Origin of the sequence: Paraburkholderia sp. GV068 (genome assembly GCF_003058125.1) — a bacterium.
GTDB lineage: Bacteria > Pseudomonadota > Gammaproteobacteria > Burkholderiales > Burkholderiaceae > Paraburkholderia > Paraburkholderia graminis.
On record NZ_QBUB01000002.1, the window covers coordinates 334,658 to 349,020 of the forward strand.

A 14,363-nucleotide genomic window follows, 5' to 3' on the forward strand; every position below is an offset into this window, starting at 1 on the left:
GGTCAGTGTGCGTTGCCTTGCAGCGGATCGCGCAGGGCGTTGCCGTCGCCGCGCCGGTTGCGCGCGAGGAAGGCCGCCGCGGCTGCGATCAGCGACGCAACGCCGAGGCCATAAAGACCGCCGGTAATCGAACCGGTGTGCTGCTGCAAATAGCCGAAGGTGGCGGGCGCAAAGAAGCCGCCCAGATTGCCGATGGAATTGATCAACGCGATCACCGCGGCGGCGACGCGTGCATCCAGATAGCCTTGCGGAATCGGCCAGAACAGCGAGGCCGCCGCCTTGAAGCCGATCGCCGAAAAGCAGATTGCGACGAACGACAGAACCGGATTGCCCGACGTCGACGCGAACAGGCCGCACGCAGCGATCACGAGCGCGACGGCCAGCCACGCCTGCTGGAAACGCCACTTCGCCGAGAGCAACGCGAAGCAGTACATCGCGACCATCGCGATGAGCCAGGGAATCGCGTTGAGCATGCCGACTTCGAAATCGGACAGACCGCCGATCTTGCGGATGATGGTCGGCAGCCAGAAGGTGGCAGCGTAAATCGTCAACTGGATCGCGAAGTACAGCAGGCAGAACAGAACGATCTGCGGGTCCTTCAACAGCTTGATGGCCGGCAGATGCGCGCCGCCGTGCGCGACGCGCTCGGCCTGTTCAGCGGCGATCGCGCCTTCGAGCACGCGTTGCTCGTCGGCCGTGAGCCACGACGCGTCGCGAATGCGCGACTTCAGGAAGATCCAGCTCACCGCGCACAGCGCGATTGAGAAGCCGCCTTCGATCAGGAACATCCACTGCCAGCCGTGCAGGCCGAGTCCGCGAATCGACAGAAGGCTGCCGGTGATCGGACCGGACACCACCGACGCGATCGCCGAGCCGGACAGGAAAATCGCCACGGCCTTGCCGCGCTCTTTCTGCGGCAGCCACTGCGTGAAATAGAACACCACGCCGGGGAAGAAACCTGCCTCGGCCACGCCGAGCAGGAAGCGCAAGACATAGAACGAGGTTTCGTTGGAGACGAAGGCCATGCACGCGGCGACGACGCCCCACGTGCCCATGATGCGAGTGAGCCACGCGCGCGCGCCGTACTTCTGCATCAACACGTTTGACGGCACTTCGAACAGCGCATAGCCGATGAAGAAAAGGCCACTGCCGAGGCCGTACGCCGCCGCGCCGATGCCGAGGTCGGTCTTCATGTGAGCGTTGACGAAGCCGATGTTCACGCGGTCGATATAGTTCGCGATGAACATGATCAGGAAAAGCGGCAACACGTGCCGCTTGACCTTCGAGACGGCGGACGCGAGAGGATCGAGTGCCGTGGTGAGAGCAGAGTTCAAGGGAGTCTCCGGTGTCGGCCGTCGGGCGGCCGTAGTCTGACGTCGCGTGCGGTTTGACGGGTCTGCTGAGGCCCAGTCAGGCCGCGCGAGATATGTTGTCTGATGACAGTCTACAGCCGTTCGGAGTGGGTTTCCAATGTGGTGTTTACCCTGCGTTTCGCCGTGAGTACGCTTGGCTGCAGCGTCGGCTAGGGTTTGGTCCCAGCGGAAATGGTGGCTCCTCGGCAAAATAAGACGTCTGATGTCTCGTCGCGTATCAACCGTCAAGAATTGGCCCGGTTAATTCCCGCGCTTCATCCAACGCGTCATGGATTTTCGCGACAGACGCTATGATGGCTAATGTCCAGACGTCACCAGACGTCGCGCGCGCACGCGAGGCGCGCGTTTTCAGCCGATATCAACCAGCCACAACACAGAAATGAGCAGCCTGACTGAGAAAGTGGTGGCCACCCTTTCCGATGAAATCCGTCGCGGCGTCCTGAGACCCGGCGACCGCATACCCACAGAAGTCGCGATGATGAAGCAGTTGTCCGTGAGCCGCTCCGTCGTCCGCGAAGCGATCTCGCGCCTGCAGGCGGCACGGGTGGTCGAAACGCGCCACGGCATCGGCACGTTTGTGCTCGCGCCCGCCGCCGAGAAAACCATGGAACTGCCCGCCGCCGATCTGTCGAGCATGCTCGACGTGATGGCGATCATCGAATTCCGTATCGATGTGGAAGCGGCGTCGGCCGCGCTCGCCGCCGCGCGGCGCACGGAGCAGAGCCTGAAGCAGATGCGCGCGGCGCTTCTGCGCTTCGAGTCGGAACTCGAGCGCGGCAGTACCGACACGCTCGCGCATGACGTCGAGTTTCATTTGCAGATTGCGCGCGCAAGCGGCAATCGTTATTTTTTCGACGTGTTGAGCCAGTTAGGAAGCGGAGTCAGTCCGCGCACGCGCCTTGGCTCGGCGGAGATCGCGAAGCTCGATCAGATCGAAACGCTGCGCAACGTGCTCAACGAGCATCAACTGATTTATCGCGCGATCGAACGTCAGGACCCCGACGACGCGCGCGCCGCCATGCGCATGCATCTGAGCAACAGCCGCGAACGGCTGCGCCGCGCGCATGAGTCGAGTGAGGCGGAGAGTAGGGGGCGGTGACGCGGCGAGGGCCGACCGTTTCGACTTACGGCAAGTTTGTGCAGCAAGCTGCTGCACAAACTTGCCGTGGTTTCATGTCGCAACCGGCGCCTCCACCTCCAGCCCCATCAACGCGGAACTCAGCGATTTGCCGTGCGCGTCGAGCGCCAGCGAACGCGTCACGCCGCCGCCGAGCGCATCGCCGAGCACAAAATTGAATGCGGCAATGGCGGGCAGTTCATAGCGCATCACATTGCCACGCACGACGTCGCCGAGATGAGCTTTCACGCGCTCCGGCGTCAGCACGGCGCGCAAATGCTCGTAGTGCCGTGCGTCGTAACAGATGACCGAAATGTTCAGCGTGTTGCCCTTATCGCCGGTTCGGGAATGAGCAAGCTCACGTAGTTTCATCTCACGCCTCCACCATCGTGAACGCCGGCTTCACCTGCTCGCGGGGCAACAGCACCGACTGAACCGCAACCACTTCGCGCGCCGACTTCGTCACGCCGCCGCCGCCGGCCGGACCATTCGTGTACAGCGTTTCGACTTCATTGCCGATTCGCACGGCCTGCGCGAGCGATGCAGTGCGTCCGGTCACGCGCGCCCGCACTTCGTACGGCTCGCCGGAACCAGCCGCGAGCGTTTCACCGTGCAACGCATTCACGCCGATCAGATCGAAGCGCAATTCATGCGTCTGCACGCCGGTCAACGCAAGCCGCTCGCGCACGATGTCGAGCGCGAGGCGAGCACGCGCGAGCGCACCCGGACCCGCATACGAAATCTGCCCCTCGCCGATGAAACCGTCGAAATAAGCCACCGACACTTTCAACGTATCGGTGCGCGGCGCGCCGTTGCCGCCGCTCACGCGCACACGGTCTGGGCCTTCCTGCTCGATATGCACGGCCGAGAAGTCCGCGACCACGTCCGGTTGCAAATAGCGCTGCGGATCGTGAATCTCGTATAGCAACTGCTCCTTGCAAGTCGCCTCGGTCACGCGTCCGCCCGCTTGCGCGAGCTTGGTGATGACCACGGCGCCGTCCGGCCCGACTTCGGCGATGGGAAAGCCGAGTCTCGCGAGCGCGGGCACGTCCTTGAAACCTGGGTCAGCGAAGTAGCCGCCGGTGATCTGGCCCGCGCATTCGAGCAGATGGCCGATCACCGTCGCCTGCCCGAGCGTCGGCCAGTCGTCCATGCGCCAGCCGAATTCGTGGATCAGCGGCGCGACGAATAGCGATGGATCGGCCACGCGTCCGGTCAGAACGATCTGCGCGCCGGCCGACAGCGCGTCGACGATCGCGCCAGCGCCGAGATAAGCGTTCGCCGAGACAAGCCGCGTGTCGTAGTCCGCGACGCGCTCGCCCGATTCCTCGAAGCGGTAGTCGCCGCTGCGCACGGCGTCGAGCACATCGTCGCCCGTGATCGCTGCAATACGGATGCCGCCGAGGCCGAGCGAGCGCGCGATTTCGGCCGTCTTGCGCGCCGCCGCGAGCGGATTGGCCGCGCCCATGTTCGAGACGATGCGCACGCCATTGCGCGACGCCGCGGGCAACACCGCGTGCATGCGCGTTTCGAGCAATGGGTCGTAGCCGAGTTCGGGATCTTTGCTGCGCGCCTGTTGCGCGATAGCGATGGTCCGTTCGGCGAGACATTCGAACACGAGGTAATCGAGCGCGCCATGCTCCGCGAGTTCGACTGCGGGCTCGATGCGATCGCCCGAATAACCGGCGCCCGCGCCGATCCGGACAACGCGTTCATGCTGAGTGACTGTCATGCTGCTCACACCTGTTTGCGTCAAGCTCACAATGAGAATATCCCCAGCGCAACGCACGCAATCGTCATCACGATGCTCGCGCCGAACAACAAGGGGAACGTGAATCGCTGATGGTCGGCGAGATCGATGCCGCACAAGCCGACGACCAGAAACGTCGCGGGCGTCAACGGGCTCACCGGAAAGCCCGTCGTCATCTGTCCGAGCAGCGCGGCCTGGCCGACCTGAACGGCGGGCACGCCGAGCTGCCCCGCCACCTCGGCGATGACCGGCAGGACCCCGAAGTAAAACGAATCGGGATCGAACAGCATGCTAAGCGGCATCGACAGAATGCCGAGCGCGACCGGGATGTGGCTTGCCATCGCGGGCGGGACAAAGCCGACCGCGGCTTGCGCCATCGCCTTCAACATGCCGCTGCCCTGCATGACGCCGGTGAAGACACCGGCCGCGAGCAGAATGCCGGCCATCATCAACGCGGCGCGCGCGTGTGCGTCGATCCGCTTGCGCTGCATGTCGACGTTCGGGTAGTTGACCATCAACGCGACGCACAGGCCGACCATGAACATGATCGCGGGCGGAATTTTTTCGCCCATCACGACCATCGTGCCCAACACGATGAGCGTCAACACAATGTTGAACCAGAAGTTTTTCGGACGACGCAAGGCCTGCTCGTCGGCTGTCAATTCGCGCTTTGGCATCGGCACCGAACCGCTTGCGGCGGTAAGACCAAGCCGCTTTTCCTCGCGGCGTCCGAGCCAGAATGCGACGCCGAATACGAACACGAGGCCGATCGCCTGCACCGGAATCAGCGGATTGAACAGCGATGAGATGGGCAGATGCAATGAAGCGGACGCGCGGATCATCGGGCCGGTCCACGGCAGAAAGTTGATGCCCGCGGCCATCGACACCGCCGCGGCCAGCACGCGCCGGTCCATCTTCAGACGATCGTAAAGCGGCAGCATCGCCGGAATGGTGACGAGAAAACAGACCGCGCCGGAGCCGTCGAGATGAATCAGCAGCGCGAGCAGCGTCGTGCCCATCACAATGCGCGTCGGCCGCGTGCCGACCGCGCGCAGAATGCGGTCGATGATCGGGTCGAGCGTGCCCGCGTCGGTGATGGTGCCGAAATAGAGAATCGCGAACACGAACATGCCGACGACGGGCGCAAGGCCCTTCAGTCCGTCGATCACGAACTTGCTCGTTTGAAAACCGAATCCGCCGATCAGCGACGCGGCGATCGGCACGATGATGAGCGCCACCAGCGGCGACATGCGTTTCGACAGAATGGCACCGAGCAGCACGACGATGGTGGCCAGCCCCAGGAATGGCAGCATGTGCTTGTCTCCGATGTTGTTTTTTACTGCGATCCAGCGTAATTTCCATGCAGCGATAAATCAATTGAAATGAATTGATCGCAGCAATTACGGTTGATATGGATCTGAACCTCCGGGACATTCGCGCTTTTATCGCCGTCGCGCAAACGGGCAGCTTCACGCAGGCGGCCACGCGCCTGCATCTTTCGCAGCCGGCGCTGACCGTACAAATCCGGCGGCTCGAGGAAACGCTGGGCTTGCGGCTTTTCGACCGCAACAGCCGCAAGGTGGCGCTGACGCCGACCGGCCGGGACGTGCTGCCGCTTCTGCAGAAGTCGCTGCACGACATGGAGCATGTGCTGATCGACGCGCGGGCGCTCGGCGACGGCGCGAGCGGCACCGTGCGTATCGCGTGCCTGCCGACGTTCGCGGCGAGCTCGCTGCCCGAGCTGGTGCAGGCGCTGAAGGAAGCCGTGCCGCGCGTGAGGTTTCAGGTGCGCGATGTCGTCGCGAGCATGGTCAATACGCTGGTGCACAATGAGGAGGCTGACATTGGGCTGACGGGCGGTGAACTCGACGACGCGAATCTCGAAGTGCTGCATGCGGGCATCGACAGGCTCGTGGTTGTTTGCCCGAAGCGGCACGCGCTCGCTAAACAGCGGCGCAAGATCACGCTCGCCGACCTTGCCGCGACGCCGCTCGTGCTGACCGCGCAAGGCACGAGCGTGCGCGCGGTTGTCGATAGCGCGTTTGCCAATGCGCGTTGCGTGCCGGAGATTGCCTGCGAGCCGACTTACATGATGAGCGCGGTCGCGATGGTCCGCGCGGGGCTCGGCGTGACGATACTGCCGGCGTCCGCGCGCGAAGTGCGAGCCGAGCCGGAGCTGGTGGCGCGTCCCGTCGACGATCCCGCGTTCACGCGGCCCATTGCGCTCATCAAGAAGCGTGGCCGAACGTTGCCGCCTGTGACGGAAGCCTTCGTTGCGATGCTGATTGCGAAGCTTGATGCGGAGTGAAGCGCGATCCGGCTAGCTAAATCTCGTAGGCTTGTTGCTTTGCGTGCCGCGATGCTGGCACGCTGGCGTATCCAGCCGCCAACCCAGTGCAAAAAACCGGAGACAGCCGCGATGACCTCTTCCGCCGACCCACACGACGACGCCCTCGAACATTTCGAGGCGCACGGCGCGCCGCCGCTGCCGGCGTCGAACGACTCAGGCTGGATCGAGCACGAGGGCGCGCGCATCTGGTACGCGTCTCATGGCAAAGGCGCGCCGGTGATTCTGCTGCATGGCGGCCTGGGCCATAGCGGCAACTGGGGTTATCAGGTGCCGGCCCTGCTCGATGCAGGCCACCGTGTGATCGCGATCGACAGCCGCGGTCACGGACGCAGCACGCGCGATGCGCGGCCCTACAAATATGAGCTGATGGCTTCCGACGTGCTCGCGGTCATGGACGCGCTGTCGGTCGAGCGAGCGGCAATCGCCGGCTGGAGCGACGGCGCTTGCGTGGCGATGGTGCTGGGCATGGCGGCGCCCGAGCGCGTCGCGGGCGTGTTCTTCTTCGGCTGCAATATGGACCCGAGCGGCACGAAGGAATTTGTGGCGACGCCGGTGATCGACCGGTGTTTTAGCCGTCATCGCCAGGACTATGCGCGGCTATCCGCTACGCCCGACAACTTCGATGCGTTCGTCGCGGCCGTCAGCGAAATGATGAGGACCGAGCCGAACTACGCCCCGCCTGATCTCGCTCGTATCCGTGTGCCGGTGCTTATCGTGCAGAGCGAACACGACGAGTTCATCAAGCCGGAGCACGCCGAATATCTCGCGCGCAGCATTCCCGGCGCGCAATTGCGCGTGCTGCCAGGCGTGAGTCACTTCGCGCCGCTGCAGCGGCCCGCGTTGTTTAATAAGGTGATGCTCGGGTTCGTCGCGCGCGCGTTTTCGTGAAGTTTTCACGAAGGCCGCGTTCACGACACATGCCTGTCCGTATCGCGCAGGCCCCAAATTTCACGATGTGACACGCGCCCTTGCTTCGTAAAAAACCGTGGTGCGTGGCACAAATCCGCCATTTCGCAATGCCGCCCCGCGTTGCACATCGCGAAACAAATCGCATAAGTGGCTGATTTTACGCGAAATTTTTCCTTCGAGCCAACCATCTAACTCCGACTTGCGGCCCCGACTGCTGACGTAGACTCTTTTACAAGAGCACGCGGTTCATGCGGTGCAGTGAGTTCGATGGGACGAAACGCTGTCTGACGATCCCTCGCACTCCCACCCATGAAGCCGCCAACGCACCACGGTTTTTTATTGGCAATTGGGAGACGAAAAATGAAAGGCTTTCGCTTTGGATCGGCTCAGGGAGCGTTCTATATTCTGCCCGGCCACGACGGTTGGGAAGCAACCTACGGCAACGACAAGCTCGGCGAGTTCTCGAGCCCGCAACAGGCGGCCGACGATCTCGCGCGCGGCTTGACCTGTCCGCATCTGTCGGAAGTCGATACGTCGACGCTGGAAATTCCCGAGAAACTGAGCGACTGGGAAATCGTTCACGTTTGAGGGACCGCATGACGCGCGTCCGCTTGATGGAGCCAGAAACGACGATGGCGCTCGAGAGCGCCATCGTCTTGCTTACCGCCTACTTTTGGGCGTGCGTAGGTGCGTGCACCCGTGCTTTGGCGCGCGCGTCATTCCGCACGCCCGTCAGCACATCGCCCAACACATCACGCGATCGAGTCGACGATCTGGTTCAGCGTCGCGCTCGGACGCATGGCCTTGCTCGTCAGTTCGACGTTCGGACGGTAGTAACCGCCAATGTCCACCGGCTTGCCTTGCGCTGCACGCAGTTCGTCGAGAATCTTCGCTTCGTTGTCGGCCATTGCCTTCGCCACGCCGGCGAACTGAGCCTGCAACGCGGCGTCTTCGGTTTGCGCGGCCAATGCTTCGGCCCAGTACATCGCGAGATAGAAGTGGCTGCCGCGATTGTCGAGACCGCCAACCTTGCGCGCCGGCGACTTGTCGTTATCAAGGAACTTGCCGGTTGCCTGATCCAGCGTCTTGGCCAGAACCTGCGCCTTCGGGTTGTGATACGCGTTGCTCAGATGTTCGAGCGACGCCGCCAGCGCCAGGAATTCACCCAGCGAGTCCCAACGCAGGAAGCCTTCTTCGACCAGTTGCTGAACGTGCTTCGGCGCCGAACCGCCCGCGCCCGTTTCGAACATGCCGCCGCCAGCCATCAGCGGGACGATGGACAGCATCTTCGCGCTCGTGCCCAGTTCCATGATCGGGAACAGGTCGGTCAGGTAGTCGCGCAGCACGTTGCCGGTGACCGAGATAGTGTCCTTGCCCGCGCGGATGCGTTCGAGCGAGAACTTCGTCGCGTCGACCGGCGTCATGATGCGAATGTCGAGACCGTTCGTGTCGTGGTCTTTCAGATACTGCTCGACCTTCTTGATGATCTGCGCGTCGTGCGCACGAGCCGCGTCGAGCCAGAACACGGCCGGCATGCTGGTAGCGCGCGCGCGGTTCACGGCGAGCTTGACCCAGTCCTGCACCGGGGCGTCCTTGGTCTGGCACATACGCCAGATGTCGCCGGCTTCCACCGCCTGCTCGATCAGCACCGCGCCGCTGGCGTCGGTCACGCGGACCACGCCGTTCGCCGGAATCTGGAACGTCTTGTCGTGCGAGCCGTATTCTTCGGCGGCTTGCGCCATCAGGCCGACGTTCGGCACCGTGCCCATCGTGACCGGATCGAATGCGCCGTTCTTCTTGCAATCTTCGATCACTGCCTGATACACGCCCGCATAGCAGCGGTCCGGAATCACGGCCTTGGCGTCGTGCAGCGCGCCGTCGGCACCCCACATCTTGCCCGACTCGCGAATCATGGCCGGCATGGATGCGTCGACGATCACGTCGCTCGGCACGTGCAGGCTCGTGATGCCCTTGTCCGAATTGACCATGGCCAGTTGCGGACGCTGTTCGTACTGAGCCTTGATGTCGGCTTCGATCTGCGCGGCGGTCTCAGCCGGCAGATTCTTCAGGCGCGCGTACAGGTCGCCGATACCGTTGTTCGGGTTGAAGCCGGCCTGCGCCAGCGCGTCGGCATGCTTGGCCAGCACGTCTTTATAGAACACCGATACCACCTGACCGAAGATGATCGGATCGGACACCTTCATCATGGTGGCCTTCAGGTGGACGGAGAACAGCACGCCCTTCGCCTTGGCGTCGTTGATTTCCGCCTCGATGAAGCTGCGCAGCGCGTTCTTGCTGAGCACCGAAGCGTCGATGATCTCGCCCGCCTGCACCGGCGTCTTTTCCTTCAGGACCGTCTTCGTGCCGTCGGCGGCCGTCAGTTCGATCTTCACCGTGCCGGCCGCTGCGATCAGCGCCGACTTTTCGCTGCCGTAGAAGTCGCCGCCGCTCATGTGCGCCACATGCGACTTGGAGTCCGCGGACCATACGCCCATCTTGTGCGGATGCTTGCGTGCGTAGTTCTTGACCGACAGCGGCGCGCGGCGGTCCGAGTTGCCCTCGCGCAGCACCGGGTTCACCGCGCTGCCCTTGATCTTGTCGTAGCGCGCCTTGACGTCTTTTTCAGTGTCCGTCGTGGCAACGTCCGGATACGGCGGCAGCTTGTAGCCCTGATCGCGCAATTCGGTGATCGCGGCCTTCAGTTGCGGCACCGAAGCGCTGATGTTCGGCAGCTTGACGATGTTCGCTTCAGGACGCGTGGTGAGTCCACCCAGCTCCGCCAGATCGTCGGAACCCTTTTGTTCCGCGGTCAGGTAGTCCGGAAATGCAGCGATGATCCGGCCAGCAAGCGAAATATCGCGCGTTTCAACGATCACGTCGGACGAGCGCGTGAACGCCTTGACGATCGGCAGCAGCGAATAAGTCGCCAGAGCAGGCGCTTCGTCGGTGAGGGTGTAGATGATCTTCGGCGGTGTGGACATGTTTGATGCTTTGCTAGGTGAAGTGAGAGACAGAGCGTGGGAAGCGCTGAGCCAGCGAGTTGCGACGAAGCAGCAAAACGCAGCGCGACCCGCGGCACTACTTTTTACGGCCCGACCGTGAGTATATGCGTGTTTTCGTCCGTCCGCTGCTAAACAAACAGGCCGAAGAACCGGGTCAAACTAGCCGGATGCCCGCCAGATAAGGGTTTCAACGATTTGCCCTAGGCCGAAAGACATATGTCTTATAGATGACTCAGCACCCACCCACTCGCGATTAATGAGAATCGCTCTCAACTATCGCCGCCCACCGCGCCTGGATGATGTAATCGGCCGGTTAACAGTCGGCGGAATGTCCGACCGCACCTTCAATCGCACCTTCGACCGCATCGCGCTCGCGGTAGCTCTGCGCCATCGCGACCACCACCTTGCGCGGTCCTTCGAACGGATCGCGCGCGTGCGCCGTCAGCATGTTGTCGAGCATCAGCACGTCGCCGGTCCGCCACGGAAACACGATGCGCTGTTCGTCCAGCACGCCGCGAATCTGCGCGAGCGCGTCGGCTTCGAGCGGCGCGCCGTCGCCGTAATAGACATTGCGCGGCACGTTTTCGATGCCGACGGAATCGATCAGCACCTCCTGCATGTCTTCATCGAGCGACGAAAGGTGGAACAGGTTTGCCTGATTGAACCAGACGCGCTCACCCGTGCGCGGATGCCGCGCGACCGCCTGGCAGCGCTCGCGCGTGCGCAGAAGCAGTTCGCCGTCTTCGCTGTTGCGCCATTCGCATTCGATGCCGCGAGCGCGGCACACGCGCTCCACCACGCGCGGATCGTCCGAGCCGAACGCTTGCTGCCACGGCAAGTCGAGCCCTTGTCCGAAGTTGCGCACGTAAAGCAGTTCGCGGCTCGCAAAGCGCGCGACGAGCGCCGGATCGAGTGCGCGGTAGATCGCGCGGCTATCCGCGATCGGCGTCGCGCCGCCGGAACGGGCGGCGAGCGCGCAGTGAAACCAGATGCGCAACGGCCATTCGCGCGTGTACGATTGTTCGTTATGCAAAGGAATCGAACGATGCGGCGGATATTCCGTCGACGTGTACACCGCCCCCTCAACCTGGCTGCGCGGCGTCGACGCAAATTCATAGCCGATCAGCGGATGCCCGAACGACGCCGCGAAAGCCTGAAACGCGTCGATCGATTCGACGCGGAAGCCGGTGAAGAGCACGCCGCCCGCGCGCTCGAGGTGTTCATCGACGATTGCATGCAGCAGCGGCGCCGCCTCGTGCAGCGACATAGTGGCGGCGCCCGCGCGCGGCGAAACGACGGCCGGCAGCCCCGGCTCGATGGAGAGATCCGCGAGCGAGGGCCGCGGCATCGAAAGCATGGTCATACGAGATCCTCTTGCAGAAGCGGCGCGCCGGCTGCATCCAGAGCCGCATACGAGCAACCGTGCCGACGATACGATGACAATCTAACGCAAACGCGAATCATTCTCAATAAACATGTGAAATAAACTTAAACTCCAACACCCTCGGCTGAAGAGAATGCCGAACAGCGTCGACTTCGCGGCCGAGCTGCCTAGCGGCGGATTCGAATCTGGTACAACTGAGAACTGCGCGGCGCTTTCGCCGCCTGCCCAAACTACCGTGGCGAGCGGATGCCGCGCGCTGCCCACAAAAAGACCCACTACGTTCTTGCTGGAGTAAGTCATGGCTAATGCCTACCTGCAGGTAATCGCGCATTTCTTCGCGAAGCCCGGCCACGGCGACGCGATCGTCAAGCATCTCGCCGAACTCGCCGAGGCGACCCGCGCCGAGCCGAAGAATCTCTACTACGAATTTTTCCGCTCGCCGCTCGAGCCCGATCATTTTGTGATCCTCGAACAGTACAGCGACGCGAACGGACTCGCCGAGCATCGCGAGACTGAACATTTTCAGCGTCTTGGCTTCGGCACGATCATTCCGTTGCTCGAGCGGCGCGAGGTGTCCAGCCACATGGTGCCGGGAGACGCAGCATGACGAACGCATTCCGTTTTCAAACGGTGCCGACGCTCGTCGTCGAATTCGGCGCGGCGCGACGGCTGGGCGCTTTGTTGCGCGCGCAATTTCCCGCGCTTCAGTCTGTGTGCGTGGTGACCGACGGCTTTCTGCACAAGAGCGGCCTGCTGAAGCCCGCACTGGCGGACCTCGCGGCGCATGGCTGGAACGCGACAGTCATCGACGACGTCATCGCCGATCCGCCCGAACATATCGTGCTCGAAGCGACAGCGCGGGCGCGCAGCGCCGGTGCCGAGATCGTGCTCGGGCTGGGCGGCGGCTCGTCGATGGACGTCGCCAAGCTCATCGCCGTGCTCGCGCCACAGCAGGAGCAGCCGCTCAGCGACATGTATGGCGTGAACAAGGTCACGGTGTCGCGCTTGCCGCTCGTGCAGATGCCTACGACCGCGGGGACCGGCTCGGAAGTCACGGCTGTGTCGATCGTGACCATCGGCGAGGCGAAGAAGATGGGCGTGGTTGCCCCGCAGTTGATCGCGGACCTCGCCATTCTCGACGCCGAACTCACGCTCGGGCTTCCGGTGGCGGCAACGGCCGCGACGGGCATCGACGCGATGGTTCACGCGATCGAAGCCTACACGTCCGCGCATTTGAAGAACCCCATCTCGGACATGCTCGCGATCAAAGCGCTGGACCTGCTGTCGCGCAACCTGCTGCCCGCCTGCGAAGACGGCAGCAATCGCGGCGCGCGCGAGGCGATGCTGCTCGGCGCGACCTTCGCCGGACAGGCGTTTGCGAACTCGCCGGTGGCCGCCGTGCATGCGCTCGCGTATCCGATCGGCGGCATTTACCACGTGCCGCACGGGCTTTCCAACGCGCTCGTGTTGCCGCATGTTTTGCGCTTCAACGCTGAATCGGCGGCGACGCTTTATGCGGAACTCGCGGATGTCGTTGTGCCGGGCGTAACGGGCAGCGCTGAAAGCAAGACGAATGCGCTGATCGAAAAGCTCGAGCAGATGATCGCCGCCACGGCGATTCCGGCCCGATTGCGCGATGTCGGCATCGAGCGCGAAGGCCTTCCGCGGATGGCCAGCGACGCGATGTTGCAAACGCGCCTGCTCGTGAATAATCCGCGGCCGGTCGCTGAAGAAGACGCGCTGGCGATTTATACCGCTGCGTTTTGAGGTTGCGTTGGGCTTCGCGGTTTGGCTGTGGGCTCGCGCGCTTAGCGCTGTAAGTGCGTGCGCGCGCCGTTACGACGGAGCTGGGCGTTACGTAGCGTGCGCGGGAACATCGGCGCGTGGACCTTTGGTTTTCAGATCGTTTTTGGCATTTAATTCTATGCGTGGCGCCGAAACATTGTTTTGATGCCTCGTTTGTGCGATTTCGCGCCAGGCTCAGCCTATGGCGCGGAGCTTGCAGATATGTCCCCGTCAATAGTCGTTCAACGGGGACATCATGATCAAATTTGCCAGCCGCACTGCTATCGCCGTCGCGGCATCGACATTACTCGCGCTCTACGGCTGCGGTTCGACGCTTAATACGCCGACCAAGAGTCCGCTTACGCCCAACACCAGTGGACTCGGTGGCGGAGGACTGGGTGGGACTTCGGGGAGTTCGGGCGGGTCGGGGACGTCTGGAAGTTCGGGCACGTCGGGTAGTTCGGGTAGTTCGGGTAGTTCGGGTAGTTCGGGTAGTTCGGGTAGTTCGGGTAGTTCAGGGAGTTCGGGCACTTCGGGCACTTCGGGCACTTCGGGCACTTCGGGCACTTCCGGCACTTCGGGCACTTCGGGTACCTCAGGTACCTCAGGCACCTCAGGCACCTCAGGCACCTCAGGCACCTCAGGCACCTCGGGCACCTCGGGCACTTCCGGCACTTCGTCCGGCACAACCTC

14 protein-coding genes are annotated in these 14,363 nt (G+C 63.0%); 6 read left to right on the plus strand and 8 right to left on the minus strand.

The window, feature by feature from the left end:
* Positions 1-2: 2 nt before the first annotated feature.
* A complete protein-coding gene (locus C8K18_RS06380) occupies positions 3-1,334 on the minus strand; it encodes an MFS transporter (protein WP_107706985.1) in 1,332 nt (443 codons plus the stop codon).
* 418 nt (positions 1,335-1,752) lie between these two features.
* On the opposite strand from C8K18_RS06380, the gene C8K18_RS06385 reads away from it, so the two are divergent.
* On the plus strand, positions 1,753-2,472 hold the full coding sequence (locus tag C8K18_RS06385) for a FadR/GntR family transcriptional regulator (RefSeq protein ID WP_006047199.1): 720 nt from the start codon (positions 1,753-1,755) through the stop codon (positions 2,470-2,472).
* Positions 2,473-2,544: 72 nt separating this feature from the next.
* Here C8K18_RS06385 and C8K18_RS06390 read toward each other — a convergent pair whose 3' ends face one another.
* Genes C8K18_RS06390 through C8K18_RS06400 form a run of 3 tightly spaced genes read right to left on the minus strand, consistent with a single transcriptional unit; the run spans position 2,545 to position 5,553 of the window.
* Positions 2,545-2,862: a hypothetical protein gene (locus C8K18_RS06390; RefSeq protein WP_006047200.1), complete on the minus strand. Its 318-nt coding sequence runs from the start codon at positions 2,860-2,862 to the stop codon at positions 2,545-2,547.
* 1 nt (position 2,863) lies between these two features.
* Positions 2,864-4,222, minus strand: a complete 1,359-nt coding sequence (locus C8K18_RS06395; protein WP_107707141.1) for an acyclic terpene utilization AtuA family protein — start codon at positions 4,220-4,222, stop codon at positions 2,864-2,866.
* A 26-nt stretch (positions 4,223-4,248) separates the two neighbouring features.
* The gene (locus C8K18_RS06400; protein WP_053859892.1) at positions 4,249-5,553 is read right to left on the minus strand and encodes a CitMHS family transporter; all 1,305 of its coding nucleotides are present in this window, start codon (positions 5,551-5,553) and stop codon (positions 4,249-4,251) included.
* Positions 5,554-5,651: 98 nt separating this feature from the next.
* Here C8K18_RS06400 and C8K18_RS06405 point away from each other — a divergent pair, with 98 nt between their 5' ends.
* The 3 genes from C8K18_RS06405 (at position 5,652) to C8K18_RS06415 (ending at position 8,087) form a co-directional block, all read left to right on the plus strand.
* Positions 5,652-6,548 carry a LysR family transcriptional regulator gene (locus tag C8K18_RS06405; RefSeq protein ID WP_107706986.1) on the plus strand — a complete coding sequence of 299 codons (897 nt, stop codon included), beginning with the start codon at positions 5,652-5,654 and terminating at the stop codon, positions 6,546-6,548.
* Between the two features lie 111 nt (positions 6,549-6,659).
* Complete coding sequence (locus tag C8K18_RS06410) at positions 6,660-7,478, plus strand: alpha/beta fold hydrolase (protein WP_107706987.1); 819 nt, start codon at positions 6,660-6,662, stop codon at positions 7,476-7,478.
* Positions 7,479-7,859: 381 nt separating this feature from the next.
* Positions 7,860-8,087 carry a hypothetical protein gene (locus tag C8K18_RS06415; protein ID WP_006047206.1) on the plus strand — a complete coding sequence of 76 codons (228 nt, stop codon included), beginning with the start codon at positions 7,860-7,862 and terminating at the stop codon, positions 8,085-8,087.
* Positions 8,088-8,251: 164 nt separating this feature from the next.
* Here C8K18_RS06415 and C8K18_RS06420 read toward each other — a convergent pair whose 3' ends face one another.
* The 3 genes from C8K18_RS06420 to C8K18_RS33055 form a co-directional block, all read right to left on the minus strand.
* On the minus strand, positions 8,252-10,480 hold the full coding sequence (locus tag C8K18_RS06420) for an NADP-dependent isocitrate dehydrogenase (RefSeq protein ID WP_107706988.1): 2,229 nt from the start codon (positions 10,478-10,480) through the stop codon (positions 8,252-8,254).
* 334 nt (positions 10,481-10,814) lie between these two features.
* The gene (locus C8K18_RS06425) at positions 10,815-11,864 is read right to left on the minus strand and encodes a TauD/TfdA family dioxygenase (protein ID WP_107706989.1); all 1,050 of its coding nucleotides are present in this window, start codon (positions 11,862-11,864) and stop codon (positions 10,815-10,817) included.
* Positions 11,865-11,945: 81 nt separating this feature from the next.
* Positions 11,946-12,185: a hypothetical protein gene (locus C8K18_RS33055; RefSeq protein ID WP_132384543.1), complete on the minus strand. Its 240-nt coding sequence runs from the start codon at positions 12,183-12,185 to the stop codon at positions 11,946-11,948.
* Here C8K18_RS33055 and C8K18_RS06430 point away from each other — a divergent pair.
* Positions 12,184-12,492: a putative quinol monooxygenase gene (locus tag C8K18_RS06430; RefSeq protein WP_006047209.1), complete on the plus strand. Its 309-nt coding sequence runs from the start codon at positions 12,184-12,186 to the stop codon at positions 12,490-12,492. The two genes, C8K18_RS33055 and C8K18_RS06430, sit on opposite strands and share 2 nt — an antisense overlap.
* Positions 12,489-13,652: an iron-containing alcohol dehydrogenase gene (locus tag C8K18_RS06435; protein ID WP_107706990.1), complete on the plus strand. Its 1,164-nt coding sequence runs from the start codon at positions 12,489-12,491 to the stop codon at positions 13,650-13,652. The genes C8K18_RS06430 and C8K18_RS06435 overlap by 4 nt, the downstream gene beginning before the upstream one ends.
* 333 nt (positions 13,653-13,985) lie before the next feature.
* On the opposite strand, the gene C8K18_RS34035 is transcribed toward C8K18_RS06435, so the two are convergent.
* Positions 13,986-14,282, minus strand: coding sequence for a hypothetical protein (locus C8K18_RS34035; protein WP_308810913.1), 297 nt, complete (start codon positions 14,280-14,282; stop codon positions 13,986-13,988).
* Positions 14,283-14,363: the final 81 nt, after the last annotated feature.